Raw genomic sequence first — 18,848 nt, forward strand, 5'->3', positions numbered from 1 at the left:
GATGAAAAACACTAGTGTAATGAGTTTCAATCGGTTCAATCACGGGCCGAACTTTAATCCACATGAGCAATATGATTATATTAATCCTACTAAGCTATCTGACAGTGATGTACCTATTCATAGTCCTAACACCTGGGTTAAGCTTTGGGAATTTAATCTATCGCCGATTCAAAATGACGTAAAGAAAGCGCTCCGCACCTTTCACATTGAGTTTGATATGCTGGACATGCTAAAAGGCGCTAATACTTCCGCAATTCACTTCGACATTTCTGCAGCCTATCTAAACGGCAAGCCGGAGATTGCCTGTTCTAAAAGATATAACTCGATTGATCAGAATACGGTTGCTCCGCTGGATTATATCAATATTCATATTTTTTACAAACAAATAGATAATTACTATCAAATTAAGATCTATTTGCAAACGATTCCAGGAACATTTCCGATGTTGTATAATTCACGCTTCTGGAACATGACCGGATATGATCCAGAAGATAAACAATTCTATCCGAGTGTCGCTAGAACTTATGGTTCACAGCTTCAGATAACTCGATGGCTTATGCGAAATGCTGGTCACGACTGGGTTAGTGCTGAGCAGATGATGGCAGATACCGAGGGGTATACGCATGTAGTTGCCGAAATGGCAAACTTCCGAACCGGGCGTAATCTGCTTAAGGGGACACTAGATTTCAACGCGGATAATTGGCAAGTTCCCACAGCGGGGGCACTTGAAACTATTGATGGACACAAGCTTTTCAGATTTACAACGCCAAATCAAGTGCCGTTTAACCTCAATCAAGAGGTGGAGCTGGTAGCCGGGCACCACTATACGATTTCCTTCACTGCAAAAGCAGCCCAACGATCGGTTGTCAATTTTGAGTTTTACGGGATTGGTCAGGACTCTGGTAGCTTCTCACTAAAACCGGTGTCATTTTTTATGGACGAAAAAGTCCGACGCTATTCGATCGACTTCATTGGTACCGGAAAGAAAATCAAACGATTTATGATCAAGCCCGTTTTACATACCGGTGACCCGATCTCTAACGTTGGTGGCGGTGTCTGGCTCGGTCAGTATACCCTTAACGACGTTGCATACGATCGTGATTGGCGGCCTTTCAATGAGTAGGAGGTGGAAGCAATGGTAATTTATACTTATGATTCAGTGACTAAAGATCTTTTGAGCTATCACGTTGAGGAAGATGGGTATCAACTATTGCCTAATGAGACAACGCTCCCCTTACCAGACGGGATCAAGCACCCGAAGCTAGTTGATGGTAAATGGGTAGGAGATCCGCTGGCAGGTAACCTGAATCAAAGCTTAATCATGCAGCTAAGCCAAGAGGGGGCCAAGCAGGAAGCCCAGATCAAACAACTTCAGCAGATGTTCATGGTAGCTAATCAACAGCAAGTTATAGTAGACAAGAAAGGGGACGACCAGTAATGAGCCAAGTACAGATGTTACAAGTTTTTTGGAATGATTGGGGTAACCATGATCTTAACTTCTACAAAGTCTACGTCCAGTGCGGCGCAATTACTAAGGACGACTACAAGACAGTTACTGGTCAAGACTATGACCAAGTACAAGGAGCATAAATCATGACAGAAATTACTAAAAAGCCCGCCAAATCAACGTTTGACGGCCTGAAATATTATGGTTGGTAATTATTAACAACCTCTGCAAAAATACGCCCCGAGTTTAGCACTTTCAAAATGACAAACTCGGGGCTTTTCTCGTGGGTGGCTTAGAAGAAGGAGGGGTGGTATAGGTGGAATTGTGGAAAATTACTAGTACTTTTTCTGGAATAACATTGGTAGTGGGAATTATCTATGTGTTAGGATCTATATATATTCTAAAATAGTGTAGGTGTCACCTTTATGAATCTATTAGTAACTGCAGGTATGAGCGATAGTGACTTAATTTCACACTTATATGATGAGATTAATCGGCAGAATACATGGTATATGTGGACTGTCGGGATCTTGGTTACTTTAATCACTTTGATAATTGCATATTTCTCTATAATTCAATGGAGGATAAGTGATAAGCAAATAAGTAAAATGCAAGCAGCTATTAACGATGCAAATAAAAAAGCAAAAGAACTTACTGAAATGAACAATATTTTGGTGAAAAACAGTTTACTAAACTTAGCCGGAAGCCAGTTTTTAGGCGGACTGCCAGATTGGCGGTCAGACATTGAATTCTATAATTATATAAAAAGCCATGTATCTAAGAAAGATGAACACCTTATTAAATATGTAAAAAGTAAAATTGCTAATGACTTTGCTTTATCAGTTAATGAAGCTTGTAATCAAGGAATGTATTATCCTAATAAGTATGTTGAGTATAAAAAAGATAACCCTAAAGCTCAATATGAATATGTTGTATCCATAAAAGAAGAAGCAATTAATAGGTTAATTGATAGCTTAGACAATATGGAAGAGAAGCGAAGATTATTTAGCGATTTTCAAGAATTTTTAAAATTTTGGAATAGTATGAAATAAAAGCGACCTGTTAAGGGCGCTTTTTATTTTACCTCAAGGAGGTGAGAACGGGTGCACTTATATCTAGCTGCTATGCAGCCATATCATCAAGCGTATATCCAGCATTTTCAAAGCATGGAAGATAATCGGCTGATCTGGTTGTTCGTGTGGGCAATCATCATCGACATCTTGACTGGGCTTGCACGAAGCCTGGTCAGCCATCATACGACCTCAAGCAAGGGGATCAACGGTATGATCAAGCATGGTGTAGTCCTGCTAATCATTTTGACCCTTTACCCGATGCTGGATGTCAACGGCATGAAGAGCGCGGCGGACGCCATGACGACGTTCTACATCCTCTTTTATGTTGTTTCAATCATGGAGAATCTCGGGCAGATGGGGTTATCACTGCCTGATTGGATCAAGAAGTATATCTACAAGCTGAGCGATGAATACAAGGAGGAACATCATGAACGAAATCATTAACGCAATTCCGGAATACGTGATTACAGCCGTTATCTCGACGGCTTTTTATTTTGGCGTTAAAGAAGGGCAGCTATTGATCCGGAGCAAGATTCAGCACGCCAAAACTGCGACTGCTCGAGAACGGTGGATCTTGACCGGACAGCTGGCCGCCGATGCCGTCAACTCGCTGGTTGGCAAAGATATGGCAGGCCATGAGAAGTTTGCTCAAGCAACCCAGATTGTTCAGTCAGCACTGGATCGACAGGGGATTAAGAACGTTGATCTCAATGCCATTGAAACAGCTATCCAGGCCGCCTATGAGAAGTCACCGTTAACGCCTACCACAATTTCAGGAACTAAGCTGAACAGCTTGGAACAAGAAATGCCTAATTTTGGCCCAGGTACTGTAGAAGCAATTGACCCAATGAAAGGAGATAATCAATAATGCCATTACGTAACCCATTTATTGATCTTTCAAGTTATAACCCTGATACAAAAGAATTCTTCCTGGCTGCTAAAAATCAAGGTGCCCTTGGTGCTGTTGTTAAGCTGACGGAAGGATCAGAAGATGGTTCCGCCTACGTTAATCCGAAGGCCTCAGCTCAAATTCGGAATGCTCTAGCTGTTGGCCTACGAGTATCCTGTTACCACTTTGCCCGGTATACTTCGGTTGCTGACGCTCAGAACGAAGCTCGGTTCTTCGTTAAGATCGCTAAGCAGTTTGGTATGTATGACGATACTCTGATGATTGTCGATGCTGAGGTTCATTCAGCAGCAGATTATCAATCAGCCTCACTGGCATTCCTCCAAGAAGTCGAAGCCCTTGGCTACAAGAGTACTGGTATCTACTCCATGAAGTCATTCTTCACTGGCGGTGTTCTGAACTCTCATGGCTTTGGTCAGCGGAAGGTTTGGGTTGCTGGTTACGGTGTAACTTCACTTGGTATTGACAATGCAGCTGCTTGGCAGTACAGCGATCACGGTATCATGGGAATTGACACCAGCTATGATTTTGATGGTGCCTTTACGACTGGCTCAGCTTCTGGTTCTGTTCCGCAGATCACTGTGCCGGCACCGCAACCAGTTCAGCATGTTGGTTACCCAGCCACCGGGACTTACATTGTCCAGCCTGGTGATACCTTATCCGGAATTGCCAGTCGGTATGGCACGACTTACCAAAACCTAGCTGCCATCAACGGTATTGGTGATCCGAACCGTATTAATGTCGGCCAGGTCCTCAAGGTAACTGGACAACCAACGAGTGAGAACACTTACTTCGTTCAGGCAGGGGACACCTTAAGCGGGATTGCTGCTAAGTTTGGCACAACAGTTTCCAATCTGGTTAGTCGCAATGGTATTGCCAACCCTAATGTTATCTATCCTGGGCAGAAGATCTACCTGACGGGGCAGTCTAACGCCTACACGGTTAAGAGCGGTGATACGCTGTCTGGAATTGCCGCTGCTTTCCATACCACTTGGCAAGCGTTGGCAGGCAAGAACCATATTGCTAACCCGAATGTAATTTACGTAGGACAGACAATTCAAATTTAGGGAGGCGAAAACCTCCTCTCAAGTTAACAATCCCAAATAGCTGTTGCAGAGAATTAATAGCTATTTGGGATTTTTTGTGTTGTAATAATAAATAGTATAGTTAAAAGATATAATGAGGTGATTTATTTGCTGTTTATCGATGAGTCTGGATCGATAACGAGAAGTAGAAATCGGAATCGGCGGTATTTTGTAATTGCAATCGTAGAAAGTAATAACCCATCACATGTAAAGAGAACTTTCAGGAAAGCAAAAGTTAAATTTTTAAGCACGCATACAAGCAAAGACTATGCGAGCTTGGATTACCGCCAAGAAATAAAAGGTTCCGAAATGCCACCAAAGATGAAAGAGTATATATTTAATGAGCTAAAAAATAAAACCGATGTTAAGCTTCATTATATAGTTATAGATAATCATCATCTGAAAGATAGTTTCCTTGATAACGTAGAACTGTGCTTTAATTTTGTTTTATGCAATTATCTAAAGAATTTATTGCAATTAAATAGTCAAAAGGACCTTTCAATAAAATTAGACGAACGAAATTGCTCTGTAAAAAGTCTAAACAGTCTTGGTGGCTATTTAAAAATCGAGCTAATGCTCCACAGCAATCTCATCAATCAATTCGGTGGCTGCAAGTATGTTGATTCAACAAAATCGGATCTTGTACAGGTAGCAGATATGGTTGCAAATACTGTTTACAGATCTTGTAAGCATGACTCAAAAGACGGAGCAAACGCATTGATAATGGACCACTACTTTAATGATGGGAACATGTATTTTCCTAATCATGCCAATAACCTTAAATGTTATACTCACGATATCTACTGGCTGATTGACAACAATCGTAAAAGACATTAAAATTAAATTGTGGTTATAGTAATTCGACTGATACCGCGTAATGCTTTTGTGACAGACGACAAAAGGAAACAACGTAAGCTACTTTTGGAAGTAGTCGGCCAGTCGTAGTAACTCAAAGGGCTTCTGGCCCTTTTTATTTTTACTAAAAAGGCGGCACCTTCATTCGAGGGTGTCGTCTTTTTCGTGATACAATAAGGAGGAAATAAATCAACTCTGTCAATGGGCAACTATGAAAACAAAAGTTGCCTGTTTTCATAAAATGGGCAATACTATGGGCACAAAATGGGCAGTTTCTATGGAGAATCAAAGATTTACCCAGAATGTCCAAGAGTTGAGTAACGATGAGTCCACTAGAGACATGCTGGAAAACCCGAGTTTTCAAGGATCATGAAAATGGACCAGGCTTCCTCACCACCAACCACGTCCTGGATGATCTGCCGGACGAGAATCAGTTGAGCCTGTTCTAGGTGAATTACAAACGAACACGCAGACGAAGGATAATCCACCGGCTACGTGCTCGTTTTTGTTTGTCATTAATAGTGTTTTATGCTAAACTTAACTATGGTAAATAACTCGTGGGAGTGAGCAGGGATGCTCGCTCTTTTTATTGCAAACGATGGAGGTGACACATTTGAGTACTGTTATTGAAACGGTAACGGAGCTTGTTAAGCCGATTTTAGCTGAGCACAACTTTTACCTGTATGACATGGAATTTGTCAAGGAGGGGAAGAGCTGGTACCTGCGCGTTTACATTGACAAGGATGGCGGGATCACCCTGAATGATTGTGCCACGGTTAGCGACCAGTTAAGCGAGGCCTTGGACAATGTCGAACCAGACCCGATTCCGCAGGCCTACTTCCTGGAGGTTTCATCTCCTGGTGCGGAACGGCCGCTTCGCAATGAAGAAGATTATCAACGGGCGGTCAACGACTACATTCACGTCTCCCTGTACCAACAGATCGATGGTAAGAAGGTTTACGAGGGAACCCTGACTAAGCTGACGGATAAGGAACTAACCCTCGATTATCTAGATAAGACCCGGCACCGTCAGGTTGTGATTGACCGGAGCAAGGTTGCCCAGGCTCGGTTGGCAATTAAGTTTTAATTAAAGGAGTGTCTTAAGTGAGCAAATCAAGAGTCAATGAGGAAATGATTGACGCCCTTAACTACCTGGAAAAGGAAAAGGGCATCAAGCGGGAAGTCATCATCGAGGCTTTGGAACAAGCCCTGGAGACGGCCTACAAGCAGAACTACGGCGAAAAGAACGTTGAGGTTGAATTTAATTCACTGACCGGTAACATCAAGGTATACGCCGTCAAGACGATCACCGATGATGAGGAAGCCGTTGCCAACGACAGCAACGAATTCATGAGCCTGGCGGACGCCCGCAAGCTCCCTCATGGTCAGGGATACGATGTCGGTGACGAGATTCGCGAAGAAGTTACCCCACGCAACTTCGGTCGGATCGCTGCCCAGACGGCTAAGCAGGTTGTGATGCAGCGGCTGCGTGAAGAAGAGCGGAAGATCATCTACGATAAGTACAAGACCTACGAAAACGAAATCATCACCGGTGAAGTTTCACGGGAAGACAAGCGCTTCACCTACGTGGACCTTGGTGACGGTGTTGAAGGGGCCATGGGCTACCGTGACAAGATGCCAAATGAGCACTACCACGTTCACGACCGGATTCAAGTCTATGTTTCCAAGGTCAACGATGACCGGCGTGGGCCTCAGATCTACGTCAGCCGGACTGCTCCTGAACTGCTGAAGCGGCTGTTCGAACGGGAAGTCCCTGAAATCAAGGACGGTACGGTCCTGATTGAAAACATCGCGCGGGAAGCCGGCGACCGGGCCAAGGTTGCGGTTTACTCTAACGACCCGAACGTTGACCCAGTTGGTACCTGTGTCGGCCCACGGGGTTCACGGGTTCAAGCCATCGTCAACGAGTTGGATGGCGAAAACATGGATATCGTTGAATACGTTAAGGATCCAGCCAAGTTCATCGCCAACGCCCTGAACCCAGCCGATGTCTTAGATGTTATCTTCAATGAACCGGCAGAAGAGCCAGTTGAAGATACACCAGCCGATGGTGATGACGAGGCTGAGACTGAAGCAGCACCAAAGGAAGCTGAACGTTCTTGCACGGTGGTTGTTCCGGATAACCAGCTTTCCCTGGCTATCGGTAAGCGGGGTCAAAATGCCCGGTTAGCAGCTCGGTTGACCAAGTACAAGATCGATATCAAGTCCGAATCTGAAATGGAAAACCTCGAAAACCAGGCGGACGACACGAATGATGCCAGCAATGACGTAGCAACCGATCCGGCTGCCGACCAACCATCAACTGACGCAGAATAATCAAGCAACGGGGTGAAAATAATGAAAAAGAGAAAAGTACCGATGCGTAAGGATATTGTCACTGGTGAAATGATGCCCAAGCGGCAACTGATCCGGGTAGTCAAGAACAAGGAAGGCGAAGTTTCGCTGGATCCAACCGGCAAGAAGTCTGGTCGGGGGGCCTACATCGCGGTCGATGTTGAGATCGCTAAGCGGGCCAAGGCCGAGAAGACCTTTGAGAAGGCCTTCCATGTTACCCTGGATGACTCATTCTATGATGAATTGATCCAGTACACGGACCACCTGCAAGCCCGGCAGGAATTATTTGGAAAAGATGCCCAAAAATAATCAACAAATTCTAAACCTATTGGGGTTAGCGCGGCGTGCCGGTCAGCTGACCAGTGGGGAAGGAATCGTATTAAAAAATATTCAAACTAACAAGGCAAAGTGTGTGTTTTTAGCAAGTGATGCTGGGAAGGCGAGCGTCAAGAAGTTTACCGATAAGTGCAACTTCTACCACGTCCCGTGCAACCAGCAATTTACTAGAAAGCAGCTCAGTCAGGCAACGGGTCAGGCAAGAACCGTTTTTGGTGTGATGCAATCTGGATTTGCAAGAAAGTTTGAGGATTTAACGACAATGGAATAAGGAGCGTGAGCGTATGGCCAAGGAACGAATTTACGAACTAGCAAAAGAGCTTAAGATGCCAAGTAAGAGCTTGGTAACAGTGGCTAAGCAACAGGGAATGGCAATTAAGAGTCACATGTCCTCTGTGACCCCTGAACAGGCCAACCAACTGCGGAACGTCGTCAAGGGTAACGCTGCCAAGAAGAACCAAGCGGCTAGTCCTAAGAAGCACGAAAACCGGTCAAACAACAATAACCATCAGGAACACAAGAGCGGTGAAAATCATGGCAAGCATGCCGAACACCAGGATCACCGCAATAACGATCAACACCGTGGCAACCAAGACCACAAGGGCCACAATGATCATAACAATAACAACCAACGCCACAATGGCGGCGGTCGGTTCGGCGGCAGCTTGAATTCTAATGATAACCGGCGGGGCAACAACCGTTTCGGCAAGAAGAACAAGAAGCGTAACAAGCACAATAAGAACCGCCGAATGCGGGAGGTTGAACACAAGCAACCAACTCAGCGGAAAGACAAGCCATTACCGGATGTGCTTGAATACACCGAGGGGATGAACGCCCAGGATCTGGCCAAGCTCCTGCACCGTTCACCAGCGGAGATCATCAAGAAGCTCTTCATGCTTGGGGTAATGATCAACCAGAACCAGTCCCTGGATAAGGATACGATCGAATTGCTGGCTGCCGATTACGGTATTGAAGCCAAGGAAAAGGTTGAGGTCGATGTTTCTGATATCGATAAGATTTTCGAGGAAGAGCAGAACAATACTGACCACCTGATTTCCCGGCCACCAGTTGTTACCGTCATGGGTCACGTTGACCACGGTAAGACGACCCTGCTGGATAAGCTGCGTCACTCTCACGTTACTGCTCATGAAGCTGGTGGAATTACCCAGGAAATCGGTGCCTACCAGGTTCACTATAACGACCACCTGATTACCTTCCTGGATACGCCAGGACACGCGGCCTTTACTGAAATGCGGGCTCGTGGTGCCAACATCACCGATATCACGGTCCTCGTGGTTGCTGCTGATGATGGGGTTATGCCGCAGACCGTCGAAGCCATCCACCACGCCCAGGCCGCCAAGACCCCAATCATTGTTGCCGTTAACAAGATCGATAAGCCAGGTGCCAACCCCGACCGGGTTACCGAAGAACTGGCTAAGTACAACCTGATCCCAGAAGACTGGGGTGGGGACACGATCTTTGTTAAGATCTCCGCTAAGTTCGGGAAGAACCTGGACGAGCTGCTTGACATGATCCTCCTTCAGGCTGAAATGATGGAATTAAAGGCTAACCCTGATCAAAACGCCGCTGGTTCCGTTGTTGAAGCCCGGCTGGACCAAGGTAAGGGTTCCGTCGCTACGGTCCTGATCCAACAAGGGACCCTGCACGTCGGTGACCCGATCGTGGTTGGTAACACCTATGGCCGTGTCCGGACGATGACCAACGAAAATGGTCGGCGGATCAAGGCCGCTACGCCAGCAACGCCTGTCGAAATCACGGGGCTCAATGAAGTGCCTGAAGCCGGGGACCGGTTTGTTGTCTTTGACGATGAAAAGACAGCCCGGGCCGCCGGTGAAGCACGGGCAAAGCGGGCCCAAGACAAGGAACGGCAGAAGACTTCGCACGTTACCCTGGATAACCTCTTTGCTACGATGAAGAAGGGGCAGATGAAGACCCTGCCAATCATCATCAAGGCCGATGTTCAGGGATCTGTAGAGGCTCTGAGTCAGAGTCTGCAGAAGATCAAGGTGGATGGTGTCCGGGTTGACATCATCCACCAGGCCGTTGGTGCCATCAGTCAGAGTGATGTTACCCTGGCCGAAGCTTCGAACGCCGTTATCATCGGCTTCAACGTTCGTCCTACACCAGTTGCCAAGTCCCTGGCCGACTCCAACAACATTGACATCCGTCTTCACCGGGTCATCTACAAGGCCATCGAAGAAGTTGAAGATGCCATGAAGGGGATGCTAGAGCCAGTCTACGAAGAAGAGACAATCGGTGAAGTTGAAGTTCGTCAGATCTACAAGGCCTCCAAGGTCGGCACCATTGCCGGTGGGATGGTCACTTCCGGTAAGATCACCCGGGACTCCAAGGTTCGGCTGGTCCGTGACGGAGTGGTTGTCTACGAAGGTGAGCTTGGCAGTCTAAAGCGGTTCAAGGATGACGTCAAGGAAGTCAAGGCCGGCTTCGAATGTGGTCTGACGATTGCCAACTACAATGACATCAAGGAAAAGGATGTCATCGAAGCTTACCGGATGAAGGAAGTTCCAGTTAAGTAAAACTGAAGGAGAAAACTATGCCAAGTAAACAATTTCGGGTTGACCGGCTTGCCGGGGAAATCCAGCGCGAAGTTGATGACATCCTGCTGAAGCGGGTGCGTGATCCCCGGGTTCAAGGAATCACCATCACGGGTGTCGACGTCACTGGTGACTTGCAGCAGGCGACGATCTACTACAGCTTGCTTTCTGATCTGGCATCTGATGGTGAGAAGGCCCAGGCCGGTTTGGATAAGGCAACTGGCCTAATCCGGAGCGAGCTGGGGAGCCGGCTCAACATCTTTAAGACGCCCGCAATCAAATTCGAACGGGACAAGTCGATTGCGTACGGTAGCCGGATTGACCAGCTGATCAACCAGTTGCATCAACAAGAAAAGTAAGTAGGAGCGGGGCGGGACCCCGCTTTTATTTTGGAGGAAACAATATGGATGGAATTATCCCATTATACAAGGAGCGGGGGATGACCAGCTTTGACTGCGTCAGCCGCCTGCGCCGGATCCTGCACACCAAGAAGATCGGCCACTCCGGCACCCTGGACCCGTCCGTGGATGGGGTCCTGCCAATCTGCGTGGGGAGCGCCACGAAGGTTGTCCCTTACCTGATGAAGTCGGGGAAGAACTACCAGGGGGAGCTTTTGATCGGGGAGGCCACCACGACCGAGGACCTGGACGGCGAGGTGATTGCCGCCCAGCCGGTCACCAGTGAGATTCCCCCGGCGGCCATTGAGAAGGCGATGGCGTCGCTGACCGGTGACATCACCCAGATCCCGCCGATGTATTCAGCGGTCAAGGTGAACGGCAAGCGGCTTTACGAGTATGCCCGTGCTGGCGAGACGGTGGAGCGGCCGATTCGCCACGTCACCATTGACAAGTTTGAGCTCCTGAGCAGCAAGTATGACCCGACGATCAAACAGCAACGGGTCCGGTTCAACGTGGTCTGCAGCAAGGGCACCTATGTCCGGACCCTGGTAGTCGAGCTGGCCAAGCGGCTCGGCTATCCGGGAACGATGAGCTGGCTGACCCGCTTGGAGAGCGGCGGCTTCATGCTGGAACAGACGCTCAGCCTGACGGATGTTCAGGATGCCGTCACGGCGGGGACGATCAGCCACTACCTTTACCCGCTGGATTACGCGCTGCGGGACTACCCAGCGGTTGAGTTGTCCGATTCGCAGTGGGCCGCGGTCCAGCACGGGGCCTGGCTGAAGCCGGCAGAGGTGTCCACCACTGCGGATTCGGTCGTCTTGAAGTATAATAAGCAGGTAAAGGCCCTGTACCACCTTGATCAGCAGCACGGGGCCTATAAACCGACTAAAATGTTTTCAGTGAAATAGGGGGCAACCGTATTGCAGGTTATTAGAGTTCATCACCCGCTCGACCAAAAAATTGTGCCGGCGGGTCCAGTCGTCCTGGCAATGGGCTTCTTTGATGGGGTCCACCGGGGACATCAAGCGGTCATTCGCCGCGCCAAGCAGATCGCCGAAAAGCGCGGCCTCCCGCTGGCGGTGCTGACCTACAGCCATGCTCCCGGGGTGGCCTACCGGCAATACCCGGGCGGCTTCAAGTACCTCTCAACCACTGACCGCAAGCTGGACCTTTTGAAGCAGCTAGGTGTTGGTATCGTCTACCTCATCAGCTTCACCTCCAGCTTTGCTAGCCTGGCTCCGCAGGACTTTGTTGACCAGTACCTGGTGGCCTTTCACAGCCAGGTTGTAGTGGCGGGGTATGACCATACCTATGGCCCGGCCAATGTTGCCTCCATGGAGCTCCTGCCGGGTTATGCCAAGGGACGCTTTGACGTGGTCACGGTCCCCAAGTTTACGGCGGATGATTCGGCTGCCAAGGTTGGCTCGCGGACGATCCGCCAGCTGATCGACCAGGGGAAGGTAGAAGCGGCCAACCAGGAGCTCGGCTACTACTACCAAACCACCGGCCTGGTTGTCCACGGCCTGGCTCGGGGCCGTACCCTGGGCTTCCCGACGATCAACGTTGAAACACCCACCCCAGAGCGGTTGCCGGGAATCGGAGTCTACGCGGTCGACGTCATGATCGGTGACCACTGGTACGGCGGGATGGCCAGTGTTGGTCATAACATTACCTTTGGCGACCATAACCAGCTGACGGTCGAGATCTACCTGTTTGACTTTGACCGGATGGTTTATGGCGAAGAGGTGCAGGTGCGCTGGTACCAGTTCCTGCGCGGTGAGCAGAAGTTTGCCGGGGCCGACGAGCTGGTTGCCCAGATGAAGAGGGATGAACAAGCAGCCCGCGCCATCGTCCAGAATCCGCCAGTGCTGCCTGATCAGCGGGTTCATTAACAATATGAAAATGGGAGCGAGACAGAAGTTGTTTACGACATCGTTTTTCGACGCAAGCTAGCCTTAGGAAGCCCCCGCGAGCACAAATAGAGGTCCAGAGTTCGGCTTTTGCCGGGCTTTGGACCTCATTTGTGTACCGCGTTGTTTGATTTTAACCTAGCCAGAGCGTTTAACGTCTCCACCTCTCAGTCGGGATTGTTAATCAGTGCCTATGCTATTGGTGATGCGGTCACGGCCTTGATCGCAGGACCGCTATCGGATAGCCGGGACCGGAAGAAGATTATGATTGGAGGTCTCGCATTCTTTGCCATCGGGACCCTGGCCTGTGGACTCTCAACTAAGTTTGTTGAAATGCTGATCTTCGAGTTTGTCTCTGGAGTAGCCTCGGCCTTTGTTGCGCCCCAGGTTTATGCAACTGTTCCCACAGTCGTAGCTGGCAACAAGGTGGCGCAATTAATGGGCTTTTCCCTGGCTGGCCTTTCTTCCTCCCAGATTTTCGGGATACCAGTCGGCAGCTACTTGGCCACGATAAGCTGGCGAATTTCTTTCTTCTGTCTGGCAGCCTTGGCAGTGATCCTTATCCTTGTCCTGCAGTTCAACCTGCCGGAGACTAAGGTTGGCAAATCAGAAAACGGGCATTCCTTTTTCAGTAACCTCAGTCAAGCCTTGAAGAATTCAGCTGCCCGGGAGATGTTGGTCGTCTATTTCGTCTATACGTTAGGATCGTGCCACCATTTCGTTTATCTCGACCTGGTTTAATCATGACTTTGGCCTGAATCTCAGTCAGATTGGGACGGCGATGATCCTGATCGGTTGCGGGCAGTTACTTGGTTCCGTATTTGCCGGCCGGATGACGAATCAGTTTGGCTTCCGCAAGGCCGCCAGGATTGAGTTTGGCTGCCTGGTGGTCCTTTATATTGTGGTCCCGTTTGCACCTAACGTCATCATAGCAGACATTCTCTGCGCCGTAATCTACATTTTCAACGGTTTCATGGTTCCATTACTGATGACCTGCCTGCAGAATACCGTAAAGGATGCCCGGAGCACGATTGCTTCGTTGGCAAATTCAGCAATGTACCTGGCCGAGACCTTCGCTGGGGCGATCGGCTGCTACCTCTTTAATGCTTTTCCTGGCTTCTTCGGGATCGCCGTCTTTTCTGCTATTGTGATTATACTGGTACTGCTTTTAGGCAATCGAAGCATTCAAGACTAGGAAATCTGGAGAATGGATATGACTATTACACAATTACGCTACCTGGTAGAGTTAACCGAATCGGCCAATGCAACTCAAGCGGCCCAAAAGTTAAATGTTACGCGGCCAGCACTGACCAATGGAATCCGCCAATTAGAGGAGCAACTTAATACCAAATTGGTTGTCACCCATAATAATAAAATTACTCTGACTGCCAACGGGCAAAAAGTGGTTGCACAAGCGAAGAAAATTTTGAACGATGTTAACACACTATATGAATTGGTGATTACCATGACGGGCAGGTTGCTTTATCCTTTCAGAGCCCGTAGGAACTATTGCGGTCCATCCAGCAACAGACCCTTGATCTTGCCTTTACCGTGGTTCCTAATGACATTCCCCTCGATAGTCTGCCGGTCCAATTTGATCCAATCTTTGAGGATCATTTAGGCGCCTTTGCCATTCCGGAAAATCCGTTAGTTCCAAAGCACGTGATCAGCTACCAGAAACTCCAAAAGGAAAACATTATTGTTAGTCATGATGCTGATAATGAACGCTTTATTCACCAGATCATGGCTAAGCATGGGTCACTGCACATCGTTTTAACGACTCCGGGCACTATATTATGGACAATGAGACGATCCTGCTCGGTCGTCGTAGCCAGCTTGATTGGTCGCCATACAAAGACCAGATCAGGTTAGTGGAACTCTCAAATCAAACGCTCAATCAGGTTAAGTTTTCTTTTGGATGGCTGTACTTAAGAAACCATCATTTTTATAAGAGTGAACGCTCCCTGATCCGGGCGATGACGGCTGATTTTTACCAGGGGTAAAGAAAAATTTCACCCCTGTAATTAACCGTAAATTTTCAAAGAACCTCTTTGCGTGTACGATCAAGATGTTAGCAAGTAACGCAAGGAGGTTTTATTAATGAAACTATTGATTTTAGGTGCCGCTGGCAAAATCGGCCAATTGGTAACGTAGGATGTGATCTATGATCCAGACGTGACGCTGACGCTTTTCGCGCACAATGCCCAGGAACGGTTGCGTGAATATGGTAAGCACGATAACGTCCAGCTGGTTAACGGTGACTTTCTGGATAAGGATGTCCGTGACAAGACGATGAACGGCCAGGACATGGTAGTTTTGGCCTACATGCCTAAGAAGGATCCAGAGGCGCAGACGATTGTGGACGCAATGGAAAAGGCCAGCGTTAAGCCCTGCGTGATCACCGGTGCATTTGGTATCTTTGATGAGCTGGAGGAACCAATGCGTTCCAAGCAGGAAAAGTTGGCGCACGGTTACGATGGTCCTCCTTATAAGCAATTGAAGAAGGATGGCAAGCTCTTTGATGAGAGTTCAGTCGATTATACCTATCTCCGGATGCCATGGCTGAACGATGATGACACCGAGAAGCTCGAGGTTGTGCCTAAGGGAACAATGATGCACGGTGCCGACGTTTCACGGAAGGCTGTCGCCAAGCTGATCGCTGAAATTGTTGCGGACCCATCGAAGTTTGCCAACTCCAACATCGGTTTACAGGGGATGCAAGACTAAGAATAAATACTCCAAGATACTAAAATAAACCCCGTGATTGGTTAAGATCCCAACCATGGGGTTTTAGCATTGTTAAGCTAGCCCGGCAACCAGCTTTTTGATCTCGTCACGCACCTGGCGAAAGACGGTCATCTTTTGCTCATGCGTCCCTGTAGCCTTGGCCGGGTCTGGCAAGGGCCAGTGGATGCTCTGCGCCTGAGGAGGGATTACTGGGCAACGGTCGCGTGCATCACCGCACAGGGTCACAATCAGGTCGGCAGAATTGAAGTAGTCTGGGTCGATTAACGTGGACTTTTGCTGGCTGATGTCAATTCCGTCCTCGGCCATCGCCTCGACGGCATAGGAGTTCAAGCCATGGGTTTCGACACCGGCACTGCGGCACTCGTACTGCCTCTTGAGCAAGACATTGGCATAGCCTTCTGCCATTTGACTGCGACAGGAATTACCCGTGCATAGGAAGTATATCTTTTTCATAATTAGTAGAATCTCCTCTTAATCCAGAGCGCGACATCAACCAATAGGATCATCACTGGTACTTCGACCATTGGACCGATGACCGCCGCAAAGGCTTCACCAGAGTTCAGCCCGAAGATCCCGACGGTTACCGCCACGGCGAGTTCGAAGTTGTTGCTGGCGGCGGTGAAGGACTGCGTTGCAGAGATCGAGTAGTTGGTTCCGGTCTTCTTTGCAATCCAGAAGGTGATGAAGAACATCAGGACGAAGTAGAGCAGGAGTGGGATGGCGATCTGCACTGCGTCAAGCGGCAATTGGACGACCCGGGCGCCCTTGACAGAGAACATGACAACGATGGTGAAGAGTAGGGCCCAAGTGGTAATGCGGCTGATCTTGGGAACGTACTTGTCCTCGAACCAGTCCCGGCCCTTGGTGTTGATGATCAGGTAACGCGAGCCGATCCCAAGGATGAACGGAATTCCAAGATAGATGAAGACGGTTTTGGCAATCTCGCTCATTGTGATGTTGACGGTCTGGGTCTGAATGCCGAAGAGTTTCGGCAGGACGCTGATAAAGAGGTAGCCGTAGACTGAGTAGAAGATGATCTGGAAAAGGGAGTTCAAGGCGACTAGTCCCGCCGCGTAGTCATTGTTCCCGTGGGCTAGCTCGTTCCACACGATGACCATCGCAATGCAACGGGCCAGGCCAATCATGATGAGGCCGATCATGTAGTTTGGATAGTTCCGCAGGAAAATGATTGCCAGGGCGAACATCAGAAGAGGACCGACAACCCAGTTCTGGATCAGGGAGAAGGTCAGCTCTTTCTTGTCCCGAAAGACGTCGCCCATTTTCTCGTAATTAACCTTGGTCAACGGTGGATACAGCATGAGGATCAGCCCAATCGCGATCGGGATAGAGGTCGTACCCACCGACCAACTGTTGATCAGCTTAGGCAATGACGGGAAGACGAAACCACTCAAGATTCCTAGCGCCATGGCCAGAAATACCCAGAGAGTCATATAACGATCCATGATTGATAAGTTCTTTGATGTATGCATAGTAACCCCTCCTAATATATAGATAATCGTCTATGTAAGGATCAAAAATAAAAGGATTAGCATTTCTTATTCGCGTGCTTGCAAATGCAATCTTCGGTATCGGATAGGGTCTTCGTCAGTCCGTTGATAATCAGTGCGGCCTTTTCCTGATTCAACGAGTAGTGGTGCCACTTGCCCTTCTTGGTTACAGTGACCAATCCATTATTTTCCAGCACCTTCATATGGTGGGAGAGGGTAGGCTGGGTGAAATCAAAGTGATCGAGAATATCACAAGCGCACATCTCACCACAGGAAAGTATTTCGAGGATCTTGAGTCGATTCGGTTCCGCGACAACCTTTAGCAGGTCTGCTAATTCTTGATAATCCATTTACTTTCCTCCCTTACATAGATATTCATCTATATAATAGATCATTTTAGTACAAATGTATACCGGAATTAGAAATGAAAAGTTCGATTTGGAGGTATAAAAAAGGCATCCTTTCAGATGTCCCGTTGATATGGATAACGCCCTAATCCTCAAATTGATTAGTCTATCAGAAGTTCTTCCGACTGAAAGCCCAGTAGGCCAGCAGGAGGAAGACTACCGTGTAGCAAAGGGTTCCCGTCAATAGCTGGGCATTGGAGAGCATGGACGTGACGTGGTAGGTCGCGTAGTTATAGTACTGGGTCGTAAGGTTGAGCATGTTAAATGGGTTCCAGCGAACAATGCTGCTGGGACCGACGTGGGCCAGCAATAAACTGGAGGATAGGTCGCTGCCCATGAAGATGATCAGGGCGTTGATGGCGATGACTACAGTGTTGGAGTTGATCAGGCACGAGGTCAGGCAAATCAGACTGATAATCAGCGTTGACGTGATCAGATCGACTCCGGTGTTCATAAACATATTGACGACCAATGGCTGGTGGTACTTGTAGATTGCGGCCCAGAAAACGGGGGCGTTGATGATTGGAACGATGTTTAGCAACACCGTCAGGATCATTGCGGCGATGTGCAGGACAAAATCGTAGAGAAACAGGGTGATGAACTTGGCGAAGAAGACCGCCGAACGGCTACTTGACCGGTATATCAAGGGGATGATCGTCCCGTACTGAAACTCCATTGAAAAGATGGTGGAACCGACGATGACCAGGATAAGCATGATGATGGTGCTTGAATCGTAACAGGTCATCACCAAGAGGTTGCTGTAGGTCCGGCCCATCGCCAGGCCGATGATGATCATAAAAAAGAGCATGAGGGTGATAATGATCCAAGGCAGCTTGCGGTGATTTAGTTTATACAGCTCGTGCTTTAGTTGTGTGTACATGATTGCTGATCCTCCTTTCTAGAAATTCCGTTTTTTGAAGGCCCATAAGCCGATCAGGAGAAAGAGCAGGGTGTAGATCAGGTTGCCGGCGACCAGTTCACCATTAGTCAGTGAACTGACCTGGTGAATGCTTGGGTTGGCAAGCTGGACGATGATGTTGATTATGTTAAATGAGTTCCACGCCAAGACGTTGGCCAAGCTGGGCAGGGCCTCCATCACAAACGCGGAAATTAGTGCGCCCAAGAAGCCGACGAACAGGCCGATAACGATCACGGCCACACTGGATTTGATCATTGAGATCAGCATCAGTGAGAGAGTAATGCTAAACATCAGGTAGAGGGCCACCCCAGCTAGATTAAT

The 18,848-nt window shown here is 48.4% G+C and carries 27 protein-coding genes and 2 pseudogenes; 24 read left to right on the top strand and 5 right to left on the bottom strand.

Annotation, left to right across the window (positions count from 1 at the left end; genetic code table 11):
- Position 1 precedes the first annotated feature (1 nt).
- The 24 genes and pseudogenes from QOS10_RS02075 to QOS10_RS02175 all read left to right on the top strand — a co-directional run bounded on the left by QOS10_RS02075 (position 2) and on the right by QOS10_RS02175 (position 15,672).
- On the top strand, positions 2-1,123 hold the full coding sequence (locus QOS10_RS02075) for a hypothetical protein (protein WP_283593384.1): 1,122 nt from the start codon (positions 2-4) through the stop codon (positions 1,121-1,123).
- A gap of 36 nt (positions 1,124-1,159) precedes the next feature.
- Positions 1,160-1,438 (top strand): hypothetical protein, encoded by a 279-nt coding sequence (locus tag QOS10_RS02080; protein ID WP_283593385.1) that lies wholly within the window; start codon positions 1,160-1,162, stop codon positions 1,436-1,438.
- Positions 1,439-1,452: 14 nt separating this feature from the next.
- Positions 1,453-1,590 carry an XkdX family protein gene (locus QOS10_RS02085; RefSeq protein ID WP_283593386.1) on the top strand — a complete coding sequence of 46 codons (138 nt, stop codon included), beginning with the start codon at positions 1,453-1,455 and terminating at the stop codon, positions 1,588-1,590.
- 282 nt (positions 1,591-1,872) lie between these two features.
- Positions 1,873-2,499 (top strand): hypothetical protein, encoded by a 627-nt coding sequence (locus QOS10_RS02090; RefSeq protein WP_283593387.1) that lies wholly within the window; start codon positions 1,873-1,875, stop codon positions 2,497-2,499.
- 51 nt (positions 2,500-2,550) lie between these two features.
- Positions 2,551-2,964: a phage holin family protein gene (locus tag QOS10_RS02095; RefSeq protein ID WP_283593388.1), complete on the top strand. Its 414-nt coding sequence runs from the start codon at positions 2,551-2,553 to the stop codon at positions 2,962-2,964.
- The gene (locus QOS10_RS02100) at positions 2,948-3,388 is read left to right on the top strand and encodes a phage holin, LLH family (RefSeq protein ID WP_283593389.1); all 441 of its coding nucleotides are present in this window, start codon (positions 2,948-2,950) and stop codon (positions 3,386-3,388) included. The genes QOS10_RS02095 and QOS10_RS02100 overlap by 17 nt, the downstream gene beginning before the upstream one ends.
- Positions 3,388-4,494, top strand: a complete 1,107-nt coding sequence (locus QOS10_RS02105; RefSeq protein ID WP_283593390.1) for a LysM peptidoglycan-binding domain-containing protein — start codon at positions 3,388-3,390, stop codon at positions 4,492-4,494. The genes QOS10_RS02100 and QOS10_RS02105 overlap by 1 nt, the downstream gene beginning before the upstream one ends.
- Before the next feature lie 126 nt (positions 4,495-4,620).
- Positions 4,621-5,349, top strand: a complete 729-nt coding sequence (locus QOS10_RS02110) for a DUF3800 domain-containing protein (protein ID WP_283593391.1) — start codon at positions 4,621-4,623, stop codon at positions 5,347-5,349.
- 341 nt (positions 5,350-5,690) lie between these two features.
- Positions 5,691-5,816 (top strand): hypothetical protein, encoded by a 126-nt coding sequence (locus QOS10_RS02115; RefSeq protein ID WP_283593392.1) that lies wholly within the window; start codon positions 5,691-5,693, stop codon positions 5,814-5,816.
- Positions 5,817-5,980: 164 nt separating this feature from the next.
- A complete protein-coding gene (rimP, locus tag QOS10_RS02120) occupies positions 5,981-6,454 on the top strand; it encodes a ribosome maturation factor RimP (protein ID WP_283593393.1) in 474 nt (157 codons plus the stop codon).
- Positions 6,455-6,471: 17 nt separating this feature from the next.
- Entirely contained in the window at positions 6,472-7,704 is a 1,233-nt protein-coding gene (nusA, locus tag QOS10_RS02125) for a transcription termination factor NusA (RefSeq protein WP_283593394.1), read from the top strand.
- A 21-nt stretch (positions 7,705-7,725) separates the two neighbouring features.
- On the top strand, positions 7,726-8,031 hold the full coding sequence (gene rnpM, locus QOS10_RS02130) for an RNase P modulator RnpM (protein WP_283593395.1): 306 nt from the start codon (positions 7,726-7,728) through the stop codon (positions 8,029-8,031).
- Positions 8,018-8,329, top strand: a complete 312-nt coding sequence (locus QOS10_RS02135; protein ID WP_283593443.1) for a L7Ae/L30e/S12e/Gadd45 family ribosomal protein — start codon at positions 8,018-8,020, stop codon at positions 8,327-8,329. Before rnpM ends, QOS10_RS02135 begins: the two co-directional genes overlap by 14 nt.
- Positions 8,330-8,342: 13 nt before the next feature.
- Positions 8,343-8,499: pseudogene (locus QOS10_RS10320) on the top strand (translation initiation factor IF-2 N-terminal domain-containing protein); the annotation flags it as partial.
- A gap of 176 nt (positions 8,500-8,675) precedes the next feature.
- Positions 8,676-10,616, top strand: a pseudogene (gene infB, locus QOS10_RS02140) (translation initiation factor IF-2); the annotation flags it as partial.
- A 17-nt stretch (positions 10,617-10,633) separates the two neighbouring features.
- The gene (gene rbfA, locus QOS10_RS02145) at positions 10,634-10,993 is read left to right on the top strand and encodes a 30S ribosome-binding factor RbfA (protein WP_283593397.1); all 360 of its coding nucleotides are present in this window, start codon (positions 10,634-10,636) and stop codon (positions 10,991-10,993) included.
- Between the two features lie 44 nt (positions 10,994-11,037).
- Positions 11,038-11,943 carry a tRNA pseudouridine(55) synthase TruB gene (gene truB / locus QOS10_RS02150; protein WP_283593398.1) on the top strand — a complete coding sequence of 302 codons (906 nt, stop codon included), beginning with the start codon at positions 11,038-11,040 and terminating at the stop codon, positions 11,941-11,943.
- A gap of 12 nt (positions 11,944-11,955) precedes the next feature.
- Positions 11,956-12,927 carry a riboflavin biosynthesis protein RibF gene (gene ribF, locus QOS10_RS02155; RefSeq protein WP_283593399.1) on the top strand — a complete coding sequence of 324 codons (972 nt, stop codon included), beginning with the start codon at positions 11,956-11,958 and terminating at the stop codon, positions 12,925-12,927.
- Between the two features lie 141 nt (positions 12,928-13,068).
- Positions 13,069-13,686, top strand: coding sequence for an MFS transporter (locus QOS10_RS02160; RefSeq protein ID WP_283593400.1), 618 nt, complete (start codon positions 13,069-13,071; stop codon positions 13,684-13,686).
- Positions 13,687-13,714: 28 nt separating this feature from the next.
- A complete protein-coding gene (locus QOS10_RS02165; RefSeq protein WP_283593444.1) occupies positions 13,715-14,140 on the top strand; it encodes an MFS transporter in 426 nt (141 codons plus the stop codon).
- Between the two features lie 18 nt (positions 14,141-14,158).
- Entirely contained in the window at positions 14,159-14,566 is a 408-nt protein-coding gene (locus QOS10_RS10325) for a LysR family transcriptional regulator (protein ID WP_408621484.1), read from the top strand.
- Positions 14,455-14,817 (top strand): type 2 periplasmic-binding domain-containing protein, encoded by a 363-nt coding sequence (locus tag QOS10_RS02170; RefSeq protein ID WP_283593401.1) that lies wholly within the window; start codon positions 14,455-14,457, stop codon positions 14,815-14,817. Before QOS10_RS10325 ends, QOS10_RS02170 begins: the two co-directional genes overlap by 112 nt.
- The gene (locus QOS10_RS10330) at positions 14,742-14,948 is read left to right on the top strand and encodes a hypothetical protein (RefSeq protein WP_408621470.1); all 207 of its coding nucleotides are present in this window, start codon (positions 14,742-14,744) and stop codon (positions 14,946-14,948) included. Before QOS10_RS02170 ends, QOS10_RS10330 begins: the two co-directional genes overlap by 76 nt.
- Before the next feature lie 154 nt (positions 14,949-15,102).
- Positions 15,103-15,672 (top strand): NAD(P)H-binding protein, encoded by a 570-nt coding sequence (locus QOS10_RS02175; protein WP_283593402.1) that lies wholly within the window; start codon positions 15,103-15,105, stop codon positions 15,670-15,672.
- A gap of 72 nt (positions 15,673-15,744) precedes the next feature.
- Here QOS10_RS02175 and arsC read toward each other — a convergent pair whose 3' ends face one another.
- The 5 genes from arsC to QOS10_RS02200 form a co-directional block, all read right to left on the bottom strand.
- Positions 15,745-16,146 carry an arsenate reductase (thioredoxin) gene (gene arsC, locus QOS10_RS02180; RefSeq protein ID WP_283593403.1) on the bottom strand — a complete coding sequence of 134 codons (402 nt, stop codon included), beginning with the start codon at positions 16,144-16,146 and terminating at the stop codon, positions 15,745-15,747.
- 2 nt (positions 16,147-16,148) lie between these two features.
- Complete coding sequence (gene arsB / locus QOS10_RS02185) at positions 16,149-17,183, bottom strand: ACR3 family arsenite efflux transporter (RefSeq protein ID WP_283593404.1); 1,035 nt, start codon at positions 17,181-17,183, stop codon at positions 16,149-16,151.
- Positions 17,184-17,239: 56 nt separating this feature from the next.
- Entirely contained in the window at positions 17,240-17,551 is a 312-nt protein-coding gene (locus QOS10_RS02190; RefSeq protein ID WP_283593405.1) for an ArsR/SmtB family transcription factor, read from the bottom strand.
- Between the two features lie 166 nt (positions 17,552-17,717).
- Positions 17,718-18,488, bottom strand: coding sequence for an ABC transporter permease (locus QOS10_RS02195; RefSeq protein WP_283593407.1), 771 nt, complete (start codon positions 18,486-18,488; stop codon positions 17,718-17,720).
- 18 nt (positions 18,489-18,506) lie between these two features.
- On the bottom strand, positions 18,507-18,818 hold the full coding sequence (locus tag QOS10_RS02200) for a hypothetical protein (protein ID WP_283593408.1): 312 nt from the start codon (positions 18,816-18,818) through the stop codon (positions 18,507-18,509).
- Between the last annotated feature and the right edge of the window lie 30 nt (positions 18,819-18,848).

The sequence above is a fragment of the Limosilactobacillus galli genome (assembly GCF_947381495.1).
GTDB classification, from domain to species: domain Bacteria; phylum Bacillota; class Bacilli; order Lactobacillales; family Lactobacillaceae; genus Limosilactobacillus; species Limosilactobacillus galli.